This is a genomic window from Streptomyces sp. NPDC004647, assembly GCF_040609575.1.
In the GTDB taxonomy this organism is placed as follows: Bacteria; Actinomycetota; Actinomycetes; order Streptomycetales; family Streptomycetaceae; genus Streptomyces.
In genome coordinates this window covers 17,311-31,500 of record NZ_JBEXKU010000063.1, presented here as the reverse complement: position 1 = coordinate 31,500, position 14,190 = coordinate 17,311, and the positions used below count along the sequence as shown (strand labels likewise).

16 protein-coding genes are annotated in these 14,190 nt (G+C 70.0%); 9 read left to right on the top strand and 7 right to left on the bottom strand.

What is annotated here, in order from left to right; translation table 11 throughout:
* Nucleotides 1–49 precede the first annotated feature (49 nt).
* Complete coding sequence (locus ABZW18_RS25020) at nucleotides 50–691, bottom strand: PadR family transcriptional regulator (RefSeq protein ID WP_356191228.1); 642 nt, start codon at nucleotides 689–691, stop codon at nucleotides 50–52.
* Nucleotides 692–754: 63 nt separating this feature from the next.
* Here ABZW18_RS25020 and ABZW18_RS25015 point away from each other — a divergent pair, with 63 nt between their 5' ends.
* The 4 genes from ABZW18_RS25015 (at nucleotide 755) to ABZW18_RS25000 (ending at nucleotide 3,336) form a co-directional block, all read left to right on the top strand.
* Complete coding sequence (locus ABZW18_RS25015) at nucleotides 755–1,039, top strand: hypothetical protein (RefSeq protein WP_356191225.1); 285 nt, start codon at nucleotides 755–757, stop codon at nucleotides 1,037–1,039.
* 136 nt (nucleotides 1,040–1,175) lie between these two features.
* Nucleotides 1,176–1,703, top strand: a complete 528-nt coding sequence (locus tag ABZW18_RS25010; protein ID WP_356191222.1) for a nuclear transport factor 2 family protein — start codon at nucleotides 1,176–1,178, stop codon at nucleotides 1,701–1,703.
* 487 nt (nucleotides 1,704–2,190) lie between these two features.
* Nucleotides 2,191–2,652, top strand: a complete 462-nt coding sequence (locus ABZW18_RS25005) for an ArsI/CadI family heavy metal resistance metalloenzyme (RefSeq protein WP_356191219.1) — start codon at nucleotides 2,191–2,193, stop codon at nucleotides 2,650–2,652.
* A gap of 213 nt (nucleotides 2,653–2,865) precedes the next feature.
* Complete coding sequence (locus ABZW18_RS25000; protein WP_356191217.1) at nucleotides 2,866–3,336, top strand: GNAT family N-acetyltransferase; 471 nt, start codon at nucleotides 2,866–2,868, stop codon at nucleotides 3,334–3,336.
* Nucleotides 3,337–3,607: 271 nt separating this feature from the next.
* Here the strand turns inward: ABZW18_RS25000 and ABZW18_RS24995 are convergent, their stop codons facing one another.
* Nucleotides 3,608–4,612, bottom strand: a complete 1,005-nt coding sequence (locus tag ABZW18_RS24995; protein WP_356191215.1) for a zinc-binding dehydrogenase — start codon at nucleotides 4,610–4,612, stop codon at nucleotides 3,608–3,610.
* 181 nt (nucleotides 4,613–4,793) lie between these two features.
* On the opposite strand from ABZW18_RS24995, the gene ABZW18_RS24990 reads away from it, so the two are divergent.
* Nucleotides 4,794–5,471, top strand: a complete 678-nt coding sequence (locus ABZW18_RS24990) for a pentapeptide repeat-containing protein (RefSeq protein ID WP_356191212.1) — start codon at nucleotides 4,794–4,796, stop codon at nucleotides 5,469–5,471.
* A 75-nt stretch (nucleotides 5,472–5,546) separates the two neighbouring features.
* Here the strand turns inward: ABZW18_RS24990 and ABZW18_RS24985 are convergent, their stop codons facing one another.
* Complete coding sequence (locus tag ABZW18_RS24985; protein ID WP_356191210.1) at nucleotides 5,547–6,044, bottom strand: hypothetical protein; 498 nt, start codon at nucleotides 6,042–6,044, stop codon at nucleotides 5,547–5,549.
* Nucleotides 6,045–6,133: 89 nt separating this feature from the next.
* On the opposite strand from ABZW18_RS24985, the gene ABZW18_RS24980 reads away from it, so the two are divergent.
* A complete protein-coding gene (locus tag ABZW18_RS24980; protein ID WP_356191207.1) occupies nucleotides 6,134–6,274 on the top strand; it encodes a hypothetical protein in 141 nt (46 codons plus the stop codon).
* Between the two features lie 40 nt (nucleotides 6,275–6,314).
* Here the strand turns inward: ABZW18_RS24980 and ABZW18_RS24975 are convergent, their stop codons facing one another.
* The 3 genes from ABZW18_RS24975 to ABZW18_RS24965 form a co-directional block, all read right to left on the bottom strand.
* Nucleotides 6,315–7,400, bottom strand: coding sequence for an S-(hydroxymethyl)mycothiol dehydrogenase (locus tag ABZW18_RS24975; protein ID WP_356191204.1), 1,086 nt, complete (start codon nucleotides 7,398–7,400; stop codon nucleotides 6,315–6,317).
* A gap of 522 nt (nucleotides 7,401–7,922) precedes the next feature.
* On the bottom strand, nucleotides 7,923–8,471 hold the full coding sequence (locus tag ABZW18_RS24970) for a GNAT family N-acetyltransferase (RefSeq protein ID WP_356191201.1): 549 nt from the start codon (nucleotides 8,469–8,471) through the stop codon (nucleotides 7,923–7,925).
* A gap of 291 nt (nucleotides 8,472–8,762) precedes the next feature.
* Nucleotides 8,763–9,338 (bottom strand): TerD family protein, encoded by a 576-nt coding sequence (locus tag ABZW18_RS24965; RefSeq protein ID WP_356191198.1) that lies wholly within the window; start codon nucleotides 9,336–9,338, stop codon nucleotides 8,763–8,765.
* A 170-nt stretch (nucleotides 9,339–9,508) separates the two neighbouring features.
* Between ABZW18_RS24965 and arfB the strand changes: the two genes are divergently transcribed.
* Nucleotides 9,509–9,943 (top strand): alternative ribosome rescue aminoacyl-tRNA hydrolase ArfB, encoded by a 435-nt coding sequence (gene arfB, locus ABZW18_RS24960; RefSeq protein ID WP_356191195.1) that lies wholly within the window; start codon nucleotides 9,509–9,511, stop codon nucleotides 9,941–9,943.
* A 102-nt stretch (nucleotides 9,944–10,045) separates the two neighbouring features.
* Here the strand turns inward: arfB and ABZW18_RS24955 are convergent, their stop codons facing one another.
* Nucleotides 10,046–10,519, bottom strand: coding sequence for a flavin reductase family protein (locus ABZW18_RS24955; protein WP_356191260.1), 474 nt, complete (start codon nucleotides 10,517–10,519; stop codon nucleotides 10,046–10,048).
* Between the two features lie 376 nt (nucleotides 10,520–10,895).
* Here ABZW18_RS24955 and cdgB point away from each other — a divergent pair, with 376 nt between their 5' ends.
* Nucleotides 10,896–12,590, top strand: coding sequence for a diguanylate cyclase CdgB (cdgB, locus tag ABZW18_RS24950; RefSeq protein ID WP_356191192.1), 1,695 nt, complete (start codon nucleotides 10,896–10,898; stop codon nucleotides 12,588–12,590).
* A 458-nt stretch (nucleotides 12,591–13,048) separates the two neighbouring features.
* On the top strand, nucleotides 13,049–14,062 hold the full coding sequence (locus tag ABZW18_RS24945) for a carbohydrate-binding protein (protein WP_356191189.1): 1,014 nt from the start codon (nucleotides 13,049–13,051) through the stop codon (nucleotides 14,060–14,062).
* Nucleotides 14,063–14,190 lie beyond the last annotated feature (128 nt).

Here is a 14,190-nt window from a genome sequence, read left to right as displayed (position 1 = left end):
CCTTCCTCGAGAGTCGCGCGTAAGAAGCTGACGGAAGCGGGCAGTCCGGTCATGGCGCGTCAGGTGCTTCGGCCTCGTCCTGCTCGGCCCACACCTCCCGGCCTTCCACGGTCATGAGCTCCGGCCAGACGAGCGTGCCGTCGCGGATCTCCCGCACGATGCCGCGGGCCCAATCCCGCTCGGACGCCGCCATCGTGACCGCGTAGTCCAGTTCGATCACGAACAGCCGCGGCGCCTGCTTGGCCAGCGCTTCGTCCTGGGCCTGCCGGCCGCGTTCAACGTCCTCGTCCAGCCAGGCGATGCGTTCTTCCAGTGCCTGTACAGCCCGGTCCGGCCCGAGTGCGCCGAGGTAGCTCACCGCCGCGAGGAAGCTGGGGTACTCCTTGACGGGCTTCCGCACCAGTTCGTCCAGCCAGCTCACGAACTCCTTGCGCCCCAGCTCCGTGTGGGCGTAGACGGTGCGTTCGGGCCGGCGTCCGGACCGCTCGGTGCTGTGCGCGGAGATCCAGCCCGCACGGGCCAGCGATTCCACGACGTCGTACAGCGAACCTGTCTTGATCTTGAAACTGGTGTCCTTGTTGCGCTCCCGCAGCGTCGCTGCCATCTCGTACGGGTGCATCGGTTGCTCGATCAGCAGTCCGAGGACGGCGAGTCCGAGCAGATTGGAGACGGGTCGTTTCTGCGTCGCCATCATCCATCCCTTCGTTAGTCGGAGTCGACTATACGCTGCCGAGTAAGGTGGGGAGACGGCCGGATGCGGGCCGGTCGCACGGTGGCCCGTCCGAAGCCGTACTGGTCGCGCAGGGCGGTCGGTTCGGCGGATGTGCGGTTGAACTCGTCGGTGTACGTGGCGGGTTGGACCGGACGGTCCGTCACGTCGTTCTGGCTGGAGACCTGGGCACGCGTGTGTGACGCGATGCTCGCCACCGGGCTGGTGGACGCCGCGCAGGTCGACGCTGCGGTGCAGGCGCTCGCCTCCTCGGCTTTCGCCGCGCTGTCCCCAGGAATGATCACCGCCTGGGGCGGATGCCGGGCCTGAGAGCCCGGGCGGCTCGGCATGCACACCGGCTTCCTGCGCCCCATACTGAATGGCCGGGGCGAGGCGGCGTACGGGGCCGGGTCTCGTCGGCCGGTCACCGTTCATCCGCGGCAGTGTTCTCGGCGGGAGCGACCCCATGGCTGATCGTGCGGCAATGGAACGCGTGTGGGACGCACATACCGACAGCGAGTTCGTGCACCGGGATGTGCGGGTCACCATGAGCACGATGACCGACAGCCCGACGGTGATCCACGTTCCGACCGCCATGGGTGGTGTGGGGCGTGGGAACGTCAGGGATTTCTACGAGCGCTGGTTCATCGGCCGCAACCCTGACGACTTCGCCCTGAGGTCCGTCTCCCGCACGGTGGGGGACGAACGGATCGTCGACGAGATGGTCGTGTCCTTCACCCACGACATCGAAGTCCCCTGGATCCTCCCCGCGATCGGCCCGACCGGACGCGAGGTCCGCATCCCGCTCGTCGCCGTCGTGGGATTCCACGGCGAGTCCATCGACAGCGAGCACATCTACTGGGACCAGGCGTCGGTCCTCGCCCAGACGCTCCTGCTGGACACCGGACTCGTGGCACGGCTTCCGGTCGTCACGGATCAGCCGGGCATGCTGGACGGCGGCATCGCGCTCAACCAGCTCGCCGAGAACCGCTGAGGGCTCGCATCGTCGGCACCCGCCCAGCGGGGCGGACGCAGGGCAACCGGACTATCGTCACCGGCGGCCGCACGACCGGGACCGCACAACTCGCGGCAATCGCCTGAGAAGGCTGACACCACTGCCGGAGTCGAAGACGGTCGGCGCACCCGTTTGTGGATCCGCGGCGGTCACACGCAGCGGTCTGTCGGGCCGGTCCTGCACCGACAACAGGGATCCGACGACCCTGAGGACTTCGCCCTCCGGAACGGTACGAGCAGCGAGGGCCATCCGCCGAGGCGATAGCACCAAAACTGGGGAGCGTTCCACGTTTATCGCGAGGGGCGGTTGCGGGCGCCCCGCACCGCTCCACCGTCGTCTCCGGCGGGGGCGGGTCGACCAACCCGCGCGACGGAAGATTAGATAGCTATCTATGTTGACACTCTTCGAATCAGGTGGGAGGCTGGCGATGCAGACATAGACATACATCGAATCAAGGGAGCCCGTCATGGACCGTGTCCAGCTCGCCCTGCGCGTCGCCGACCTGGAAGGCTCCGTCGCCTTCTACTCCAAGCTCTTCGGCACCGAGCCCGCCAAGCGCCGCGCCGGCTACGCCAACTTCGCCGTGACGGAACCCGCCCTCAAGCTCGTGCTCATCGAGGGCGAGCCCGGCGAGGAGACCCGTCTGGACCATCTCGGCGTCGAGGTGACCAGCACCGAGGACGTCACCGCGGCCACCGCCCGCCTCAAGGAGGCCGGTCTGGCCACCTTCGAGGAGAACGACACCTCCTGCTGCTATGCCCTCCAGGACAAGGTCTGGGTCCACGGCCCGGGCAAGGAGCCGTGGGAGGTCTACGTCGTCAAGGCCGACGCCGACAATCTCAGCAGCCAGGCCGACGACCCAGAGGCAGCCGCCTGCTGTGGCAGCGCGGCCGGGTGCGGCTGCGGCGGAGGGCACAACGAAGGCTGACGAGAGTTCGCCCCACGCCCACGATCCGTACGATCCCGGAGCCGGCCGGAGGACCGGCTCCGCAGGGGATCTGGCAGCGCCGCCCAACCGCCCTGGAACTGACCCTTGTCAGCTGTCAGCTGTCAGCCTCCGCCGATCCTGCGCCGGAGGAGGCGTCGGCGCTGTGACGCGTAGGCCGGGCCGCGTGCCGTCGTACGGCCGTACCCTGGCGGCATGATCCGCACAGCCACGGCCGAGGACGTCCCGGCCATAGTCGCCATGATCCGCGAACTCGCCGCCTACGAGAAGGCCGAGCACGAAGTGCAGGCCACCGAGGCCCAGATCCACCGCGCACTGTTCTGCGACCGCCCGGCGGCCTTCGGACACATCGCCGAGACGGACGGCCGTACCGAGGGCTTCGCGCTGTGGTTCCTCAACTTCTCTACGTGGCGCGGTGTGCACGGCATCTACCTGGAGGACCTCTACGTCCGCCCCGAGGCACGCGGGCGTGGCCACGGCAAGGCGCTCCTCGCCGAGCTGGCCCGGATCTGCGTGGAGCGCGGCTACGGGCGGCTGGACTGGGCGGTGCTGGACTGGAACACCCCGTCCATCGACTTCTACGCATCGCTGGGCGCGGTCCCGATGGACGAGTGGACGGGCTTCCGCCTGACGGGCGATGTGCTGAAGGACATGGCCGCAGCCTGACGGCCTGCCTGAATCCCCTCTGTGCATGGCCTCATTCATGCACAGGGGTGTCACGAGCAGGAGGCGCAGCTCCCGGCCGGGCGCGTGTGGCGGATCCGGGCGTCCGGGAGCTGAGGGGCTTGAAGGGGCTTGAGGGGCTGAAACGGACCGACGGCGTTCCAGGGCGTCCTCAGAACGTCCCAGGCGTCCCAGGAGTCTCAGGTCGTCCCCCCGTCGTCCCCCGTCGTCCCCCCGTCGTCCCCGGGGATCTACGACGTGGTGAAGCCCCGCGTCAGGGGATGAGCACGACCTTGCCCATGGTCGCCCGGCTCTCCAGCGCCCGGTGTGCGGCGGCCGCCTCGGCCATCGGGAAGCGCTGCACCGCCGGCACGAGACGACCCGCCCCGGCCTCCGCCAGCGACCGTTCCTCCAAGGTGCGCATGGGGTTGTCCCCGCCGATCCGCTCGAGCATCGCGGGGCCGAGCACGGCCCGAGAGGTGATGCCGCGCCGCTCCAGCTCCTCGTCGGCGAATTCCAGCGGGCCGCCGGTGAGCAGACCGCCCGCGGACCAGCCGTAGACCAGGTGGCGGCCGCCGCGACCGAGGAGGCCGACGGCGGCCCGGCCGGGGTCGCCGCCCACCGAGTCGAAGAGGACGTCGGCCCGGTGGCCACCCAGGAAGGCGCGCACCCGCTGCGGCCAGTCCGCCGCGTTGTAGTCGACGGCGAGGTCCGCGCCCAGCTCGCGGACCCGCTCGACCTTGGCCGGGCCGCCCGCGAGGCCGATGACCGTGGCACCGGTGTTCCTGCCGTACTGGACGAGCAGCGAGCCGATACCGCCCGCCGCGGCGGTCACGATCGCGATATCGCCCGCGTGCAGCTCGGCGAGGTGCAGGATGCCCATGGTGGTGCGGCCCGTACCGATCATCGCCACGGCCTCGGCCTCGCCGAGCCCTTCGGGCAGCGCGTGCAGCTTCTCCACGCCGGCCACGGCGAGCTCGGCGTAACCGCCGGGGACCATGCCGAGGTGGGCCACAACCCGGCGGCCGAGCCATTCACGGCCGACGCCCTCGCCGAGCGACTCGACCGTCCCGGCGACCTCGCGCCCGGGAATGGTGGGCAGCTCGGGTACGGGGGTCGGGCCGCCCTGCATGCCCTCGCGCAGCGCGGTATCGAGGAGGTGCACTCCGGCCGCGCTCACCGCGATCCGTACCTGGCCGGGGTCCGGCTCGGGATCCCCCACCTTCTCGTACGTCAGATTCTCGGCGGGGCCGAAGGCGTGCAGCCGGATCGCGCGCATGGTGACTCCTCGTTGACGTGTCACAAGGTCAGTGCGCATCACTCTCCGACCTCAAGTTTGCTTGAGGTCAAGTCGCCGCGTGTGCGGAGCGAGGGGATGCGGGCAGGCCCACGGTCCGGTGAGGGCAGGGGCATTGTCAGTGCCGTGGTCCACGATGTGTGGACGAAAGGCGGTGGCGAACATGGCGCGGGCCAAGAAGGCGGCGGGTGCGGTGCGGCGGGCCGAGGTGCGGTTGCCGCGGCTGCGGCCGTTCGACGGAGAGGGCCTGGAGTCGGAGGGGGACTACGACGGGCTGGAGTTCGCGGACCTCGACCTCGCCGGGCAGGAGGGTGTCGGCGCGAGGTTCATGGACTGCGGGGTGTACCGCTGCGGGCTGGACGAGGTGCGGCTGTCCGGCGCCCGGTTCATCGACTGCGTGCTGGACGAGGTGCGGGGCGTCGGTACGGATCTGGCCGGGGCCTCGCTGCGGGATGTGGAGCTGGCCGACGCGCGGCTCGGCGGTGTGCAGCTGCACGGGTCCGTACTGGAGCGGGTGCTGGTGCGCGGCGGGAAGATCGACTATCTGAATCTGCGGAAGGCCTCGCTCAAGGACGTCGTGTTCGAGGGGTGTGTGCTCGTCGAGGCCGACTTCGGTGGGGCGCGGCTGGACCGGGTGACCTTCCGGGACTGCACGCTGCGGCAGGTGGACCTCCACGGCGCGGAGATGACGGATGTGGATCTGCGCGAGGTCGCCGAGCTCGATATCGTGCGGGGCGTGGAGCGGCTGGCCGGAGCCGTGATCAGTCCGTCCCAACTGCTCGATCTGGCCCCGGTGTTCGCGGCGCGGATGGGCGTACGGGTCGAGCCGTCGGCGGACTGAGCCACGTCCTGGGGAGCGGACCGAGTCACGTCCTGGGGAAGCGGGCCGAGTCACGTCCTGGGGAAGCGGGCCGAGTCACGTCCTGGGGAAGCGGGCCTGGAGATCCCACAGGATGGGGTTGTCGGCGAGCGCGCCGTGCATATCGGTGAGGTCGGCGATCAGGTCGTTCAGGAAGTCCCGGGCCTCGCGGCGCAGCGCGGAGTGGTTGAAGGTGAGCGGAGGCTCGTCCGCCGGTATCCAGTCGGCGGTGACGTCCACCCAGCCGAATCGGCGCTCGAACAGCATCCGGTCCGAGGACTCGGTGAAGTCCAGCTCGGCGTGCTGGGGGCGGTGCGAGCGGTTGCCGCGGGGGTCGCGGTCGAGCTGCTCGACGATGTCGCACAGCGCCCAGGCGAAGTCGAGCACCGGCACCCATCCCCAGGCTGTGGACAGCTCCCGGTCGGCCTTGGTGTCGGCGAGGTAGACATCCCCGCAGAAGAGGTCATGGCGCAGGGCGCGGACGTCCGCGGTGCGGTAGTCCGTCTGCGGGGGGTCCGGGAAGCGGCGGGAGAGCGAGTAGCCGAGGTCGATCACCGTTCGATGGTCCCACGGCTTCGGCGCCGTACCCGGATCACTCCCCTGAACTGCAGAAACGTATCTGGGAGATCCCCTGCTATTTGCTGGTGGACCGGGAGGCGGGCGAGGCGATCCTTTATACCGAGCCCTCCGATGAGCGTTACACCCGCAAGGTCGAGGTCGAGTTCTCCAAGGCGATCACGTTGCCCGAGCCCCTCGGGTTCGACCTCGACACCAGCGAGTTCTGACCGCCCCGTCCCGGTGGCGGGCGGCCGGTGGCGGGCGGCGTCAGAACACCACCACGGAGCGCAGCACTTCTCCGCGGTGCATCTTCGTGAACGCCTCCTCGATGTCGTCGAGTCCGATCGTCTCGCTGACGAACGCGTCGAGGTCCAGCCGCCCCTGGAGATAGAGGTCGATCAGCATCGGGAAGTCGCGGGACGGCAGGCAGTCGCCGTACCAGGAGGACTTCAGGGAGCCGCCTCGCCCGAAGACGTCGAGCAGTGGCAGCTCCAGCTTCATCTCCGGCGTGGGCACGCCGACGAGCACCACCGTCCCTGCCAGGTCGCGGGCGTAGAAGGCCTGGCTGTACGTCTCCGGCCGGCCCACCGCCTCGATGACGACATCGGCCCCGAACCCGCCGGTCAGCTCCTGGATGATCTTGACCGGGTCCCCCGTGGCGCTGTTCACGGTGTGCGTGGCGCCCAGCGAGCGGGCCTGCGCCAGCTTCCGGTCGTCCAGGTCCACCGCGATGATCTTCGAGGCCCCCGCCAGCCGCGCTCCGGCGACCGCCGCGTTGCCGACGCCGCCGCAGCCGATCACCGCGACCGAGTCGCCGCGCCCGACGTTGCCGGTGTTGATGGCCGCGCCCAGGCCCGCCATCACCCCGCAGCCGAGCAGGCCCGCCGCCGCGGGGGACGCCGACGGGTCGACCTTCGTACACTGCCCTGCCGCCACCAGGGTCTTCTCGGCGAACGCGCCGATGCCCAGCGCCGCCGAAAGCCGGGTCCCTTCGGCGAGGGTCATCTGCTGCTCGGCGTTGTGGGTGGAGAAGCAGTACCAGGGGCGGCCGCGGCGGCAGGCCCGGCACTGCCCGCACACCGCACGCCAGTTGAGGATCACGAAGTCGCCGGGCGCGACGTCGCTGACGCCCTCGCCGACCGACTCGACGACCCCCGCCGCCTCATGCCCGAGCAGGAACGGGAATTCGTCGTTGATCCCGCCCTCGCGGTAGTGCAGATCGGTGTGGCACACCCCGCACGCCTGCACCTTCACCACTGCCTCGCCCGGGCCGGGATCCGGGACCAGGATCGTTTCGACCCGGACCGGTTCGCCCTTGCCGGGAGCCACCACGCCGCGCACCTGTTGTGTCATCCAGGCAGCGTAATTCGGGTGAGGCAGGAACAGAACGGGCCGCACCGTGGGGAGACGGTGCGGCCCGCGTCCTGCGAGAGAAGAGACGTGCGCGGTGCGAAATGGGTGGTACGTGATGTCGTGCGGTGCAGGAGTGTGCGGGAGCGTTGCGCAGTGGTGCCGAGCGGTGCGGATCGTGCTGAGCGGTGCGGATCGTGCTGAGCGGTGCGGATGGTGCTGGGTGTGTGGCGTTGCGCCGTGGTGCCGGGTGGCACCGGGCGGTGCGAAATGGCGTACGGACAGCGGGCGTTCGGCGTGCGCGAACGCGCACGTGGAACACGGCCCTACCGTCGTGAACGGCGGGCCGTGCAGAGCGTGCCATTGGTTGAACTTCTTTGGCAGGTCAGCAACAAAGATTTGACCTTGTGTTTCCGATGGATGTCCGGACCTGTTCGCAGAATGATCGCTGCCTGCGCTCAACTCGCCCGCCCCCTGTGGGGTTACCCGACAGGCGAGGGGCCCCGGCTCTGAGGCGGCGGTCCCTCAGTCCGTTGCCCCCAGGGCCTTGCGGAGTACCACGCAGGGCCGGTGGAGCCGGCGGTCCTCCCGGCGGTCGATGACCTCGTAGCCGAGCGCGGTCCAGAAGGCCAGGGCCCTCGGGTTGTTCTCCAGCACCGCCAGCCGTACGCCGGCAGCGCCCTCGTCGCGCAGCCGCTCCTCCACCAGCCGTGCCATCTCGCGCCCGTATCCCGTCCGCTGTTCCTGGCCGTGCACCATCAGCATGCCGATCCAGGGGTCCGGGTCGTCCGGGTCCGGATGCTCGGCCAGCGTGATGGCGACGCCCAGCAGGCGGTGGCCCTCACGGGCGAGCAGCACCTCGGCGGAGGGGTGGGCCAGCTCCGCGGAAAGGCTCGCCGCGACGTGCTCGGGGCGGATGTCGTCCGGGTCGGGGAAGTCTCCGCTGATCCGCTGGAAGACGGGATCGGACCGGTAGAGCGCGGTCAGCTCATCGAGGAGTGGCGCGGGCAGTCCGTGCGGCCCGTGCAACTCCTGCCGCCCGTCGTCGGGGATCGGGAGCGGTTCGAGGATCATGTGACCGACGCTATCGCCGCTGGGCCCGGCAGGCGCCCCATCGGGGCGCACGGCAGGCCGACCCGGAAGCCATCGACCGGGCAGAGGAGTCACGGGCGCGGCCGTATGGCCGATACGCCTGCCCCGGGCGCATCGAAAGAGGGCCGGCCCGGAGGGCCGGCCCTCTTTCCTCTGCTCTGTTCGGCTGCTCGTTCGCAGGCCTACGTCGGAGAGCAGGAGACGTAAGAGACGTGAGAGACGTCCGACCGGCGTAACGGCGTAACGGCGTAACGGCGTACCGGGGCGTACCCGTCAGACGTTGACGCCGAAGTCCTGGGCGATGCCCGTCAGACCGGCCGCGTAGCCCTGGCCGACCGCGCGGAACTTCCACTCCGCGCCGTTGCGGTACAGCTCGCCGAAGACCATGGCCGTCTCGGTGGCCGCGTCCTCGCTGAGGTCGTAGCGGGCGATCTCGGAGCCGCCGGCCTGGTTGACGATACGGATGTAGGCGTTGCGCACCTGGCCGAAGTTCTGGCTGCGGCTCTCGGCGTCGTAGATGGAGACCGGGAAGACGATCTTGTCGACGTCGGCCGGGAGGCCGGCCAGGTTGACGTTGATCGCCTCGTCGTCGCCCGCGCCCTCACCGGTGCGGTTGTCGCCGGTGTGCACGATCGTCTGGTCCGGCGTGGACTTGTTGTTGAAGAAGACGAAGTGGCCGTCGGAGAAGACCTTTCCGCCCGGGTTCACCGCGATCGCGCTGGCGTCCAGGTCGAAGTCCGTGCCGGTGGTGGTGCGGACGTCCCAGCCGAGGCCGACCGTGACGGCGGTGAGGCCCGGCGCCTCCTTGGTGAGCGAGACATTGCCGCCCTTGGACAGGCTTACAGCCATGGGAGTCCCTTTCTTCGTCAGGTGTCGGGCTCCGTACTGGTGACGAAGCTACCGTCATCCACCACAACGCCGTGAGGGCACCTTCGGGTTCCACACTGCTTTACTTTCTTTACCCGGCCTTGCCCTGGGGGCGGAAAACCGGGGTGACGGGACCGTCCCGAGCCGGGATCATGGGACACATGTCCGGGCCCTATGTCATCCGCGGCTCGGTCTCCCTTCCGGAGGCCGAGCTCATGTGGCGTTTCTCGCGTTCCTCCGGCCCCGGTGGCCAGCACGTCAACACCAGCGACACTCAGGTCGAGCTCCGCTTCGACCTCGCCGCGACGGAAGCGCTGCCGCAGGTGTGGCAGGAGCGCGCCCTGGAGCGGCTCGCGGACCGCCTGGTCGGCGGAGTCGTGTCCGTACGGGCTTCCGAGCACCGCTCGCAGTGGCGCAACCGCGAGACGGCGGCCGTCCGGCTGGCCTCTCTGCTCGCCGAGGCCACCGCACCCCCGCCCAAGCCGCGCCGACAGACGCGTATCCCCCGGGGCATCAACGAGCGGCGGCTGCGGCAGAAGAAGCGTCGCGGCGAGACCAAGCGCGGCCGCACCGGCCGGGACTGGTAGCCGACACCGGACACCGGAAGGAACAGAACAAAACCGGACACCGCACTGGAGCAGAACAAGGGGGAGCGCCGCGGAAGAAGCCGGCGCCCCGGACCGATCGTCCTAGGACAGCCGCCGGTAGCGCCCGCGGAAGTACGTGAGCGGCCCGCCCTCCGCGCTCGGCGTACGAGCCGTCAGCACCCGCCCGATCACCAGCGTGTGGTCCCCCGCCGGCACCCGCTGCTCCGTACGGCACTCCAGCACCGCCAGCGCGCCTCCCACCAACGGCGCTCCCGCCACCGCCCCCCGCTCGTACGGGATGTCCTCGAAGAGCAGCCGGTCGCTGATGCGCCCCTTCATCGAGAACCGTCCGGCGATGTGCCGCTGGCTCTCGGACAGCACGGACACCGCCCAGAGCGGCTGGTGCTCCAGGAGGTCGTCCATACGGGAGTCGTTGCGAACGCTCACCATCGCCAGCGGCGGGTCAAGTGACACCGACATGAACGCGGTCGCGGTCATACCGGCATCCGCGCCACTCGGCCCGTCCTCCGGGTCGAAGGCGGTCACCAGCACCACACCCGCGGCCAGCTGGGACATAGCGGCACGGAACTCGTCGTCGCTCACCCCATCAGCATGGTGGATGGGCTCGGCACACGGGGGAGGGCTCTTCTGCAACACGCGAAGAACGCTATCCGCCCCCGCTCGGCGCGCACATCGGGCCCCGGAACCAGACGGGACCTAGGTCCCGGGGACGAGGCCCGCCCTGACCGACAGTCGAATTTGCGTTCAAAAAGTGTAGGAGCGCTCCCAGGGCATGTCCCCAACCCTTCACCACCTGCTGTGACTTGGGTCACAGGGGCCACTTATTGTTGACCCTGTGTACCGAGTGAGCAGCTCGCTGTGATTCAGTGGCCGTGGCAATCGGACGACACGGACTCTGGAGTTGCTGTCGAGGTCTCGGGGGGTGCAAGCCATGGAGACGGAGTCGGAGCCTTACGTCCGTCTCGCGACCCTGCGGCAGTTGCACCACGTCGTCGCGGACCTCAACACCGCCCGCAGCCTCGCGGACACCTTGCAGACAGTCGCCGACGGCATCATCAACGGTCTCGGCTACGCGCTGTCCGCGGTGAATCTCGTACGCCCGGACGGTGACCTCGTCGTCGCCGCCGTCGCGGGCAGCGCGGGCGCGGAGGCGCTCATGGCCGGCCGTGTCGGCTCCCGGCCCGCCTGGGAGCGCTGGCTCTCCATGGGCGAGCAATGGGGCGAGCTGCGCTTCATCCCGTACTCCGAGGGCTGGGTGCTGGACGACGACGACATACCGCAATGGCACACGGAGGGACCGCAGCCGCGGTTCGCCGACGAATGGCACCCCAAGGACCGGCTGCTCGCGCCGATGTACTCCGCCAAGGAAGAGCTGCTCGGCGTCATCACGGTCGACCGGCCGCGCAACGGCCGCAGGCCCGGCCCCTGGGGCCGTGAAGCCCTGCAGATGTACGCCTTCCAGGCCGCCATCGCCATCAGCAACGCCCGGCTGCGCGCCAACATGCAGCGCGCCCTCGTCCGGCTCGAGCGTGAGCAGCAGGCACTGCGCGCCAGCGAGGAGAGCTTCCGTCAGGCCTTCGAGTACGCCCCCAGCGGCATGGCGATCGCCGAGATGGGCGGCGACCAGCACGGCCGCCTGCTGCGCGCCAACGACGCCCTGTGCCGCCTCCTGGGCCGCCCCGCCTCCGCGATGCGCCGCTACTCCTTCTCCGACCTCGTCCACCCCGAGGACATCGGCACGCTGTTGCGCACCTCCGCCGAGGGCGGCCGCGCCGAGCTGCGGCTCGCCCGCCGCGACGGCACGTACGTCTGGGTGTCCCTGCGCAACTCCGTGGTCGCCGACGCCGCCGACGGGCCGCGGTTCCTGCTCACCCACGTCGAGGACATCGAGGAGCGCAAGCGGCACGAGCTCCAGCTCGCGCACCGTGCCAGCCACGACTCCCTCACCGGCCTGCCGAACAGCGCCGAGCTGCGGGCCCGTCTCGGCGCCCGGCTGTGCAGCAGGCCGCCGTCCCCGAACGGGCCGAGCAGCGCCACGCTGGACACGGCGGACGGCGCGGAGTACGGCGGTGCCGCATACGGGCCCGCGGAGGTGGAGACCGACGAGCACGGCTTCCGCTCCGACGGCTTCGACACGCCCTTCGGCGGCCCTAAGCCGGCCGTGGGGCCGTTCGTCGACCACCACATGCACATGGTCGCGCCGCTGGAGGGCGAGACGGACGACGGCTCGAAGGGGCTCGCCGTGCTCTTCTGCGACCTCGACGGCTTCAAGTCGATCAACGACCGGTTCGGACACCACACCGGTGACGCCGTCCTGATCGAGGTCGCCCGCCGGCTGACGAACGGCGTCCGGGACGGGGACACGGTCGCCCGCCTCGGTGGCGACGAGTTCGTCGTCCTGGCGGACGGGCTGGGCCGCGCGGACGCCCAGGACCTGGCCGTACGGCTGCGCAACGCGATCATTCCGCCGATCCGGGTCGACGGGCGTCCGGTCCGGGTGGGCGCGAGTTTCGGCATCGGCTGGGCGGCCTGCGGAATGTCGGCGGAGGAGGTCCTTCAGTCGGCGGACCAGCGGATGTACGTGGAGAAGCGGTCACGGTCGAAGACCCACCGCCGAGCGGGATGACGAGTGCTCCCCGGCTGCCGTGGCAGCTGCGCGGCGGCTGTGTGGCGGCCGCGTGCCGGCCGTTCCCGGGGTTGAGACGTCGTTGTCGGAAGACCGGCGGCCGAGCGGGTTGGCCGGTGAGTCCGGCCGGTCCGTTGCGGCTGAGCCGCCGTAGAGCGTGAGACGCGTCTCACCCGGGGTCTGCCGGTGGCATGGCGGTTCCCGGGCCGGGTAGGGGCGACGGCATGGTCAGCAGTAACGCACCCGCACCGCATCCGCGGCAAGCGTGGAACGGTCGCCGCGCCGAGCGGGTAGGCTCGGCCGGTCGGCGGTATCGCCGAGAGTGAATCGATCATGAACATTGGCCATCCGGACAGCGCAAGGCCTGTTGAGGGTCGCCCCGGCCCTGATAGGAGCTGTTCTGGCGCTTCGGATCAAGAGCGCCGGTGGTCCGAAAACCAGTTGGGGAGTGACAGGGGATGACGGCCGGCAACAACGGCGCGAGCACGCCTGAGAACGACGATCCGTTCGGCTATCTGTACCGCTCGGAGGGCGGCGAGGATGGCGCGAGCGGCAACGGCGCCGCTCCCCGCACCGGTGGCTACGGCTACCCCGGTCCGGCAGCCCAGCCCGGCGTCCCCCGCACCTCGTACAACCAGGTGTCCCGGGTCGGCGAGCGCCGCTACGGCCAGCAGCAGACGCAGCAGCAGTCCTACGGTCAGCAGCAGACACAGCAGCAGCCGTACGGCCAGCAGGCCAACGCTGCCTATGCCGCCCCCGAGACCCTCCCGGGTGGCGCCCCGCGCCAGCCCGGGCCGCCGCCCCACGGCGGCCGTGGCCATGGCGGCGGGCGCGGCCCGAACAGCAGGGGCCTGCTGATCGGTGCGATAGCGGTCGTCGCGGCCGTGGTCATCGGCATCGGTGTGGCGATGGCTACCAAGAGCGACGACGGCAAGAAGGACGAGGCCCAGAACTCCGCGCCGCCCGCCGACGACTCCGGTGGGAACCAGGGCGGTGGGCAGAAGGAGAAGCCGTCCGGCAAGGACAAGGGCAAGGGGGAGTCGTTCTCCTCGAAGAAGGAGGACGCGGCCTCCCTGCGCCTGGGCGGCCCGGCCGCCGTCGCCAGCGACATCCCGAACGCACGCTCCAAGAGCGGCTCTTACGTCACCATGAACAGCCCTGGTGCGACGGCTTCCTGGTCCGTGGACGTGCCCAAGGACGGTCAGTACACGCTGTTCATGGGCTATTCGGTCCCGGGCAAGGACGCGAACACGACCCTCGTGGTCAATGACAAGCCCCGCAGCGAGCCCCACGACTTGGAGAACTTCGCCCATGCGACGGAGGGCGCGTGGGACAAGGGGTGGACGCACAGCTTCGCCTACGTGCAGCTCAACAAGGGCACGAACACCCTCCAGCTCTCCTGCCAGCCGGGCAACCAGTGCGACTACATCCTGGATCAGGTCTGGATGAAGGAAGGCCAGGTCAAGGGCTAGGTTTGAGCGTTCGCCGCAGCGCGTGGCGGACCCCGGCGGGACGAGCGGTCACGCTACGCGCAGCCCATGTCCTGTGCGTCGCAGTTCCACCGGTGCCCCCTGTCCGAGGAATTGCCGACACACGCTCT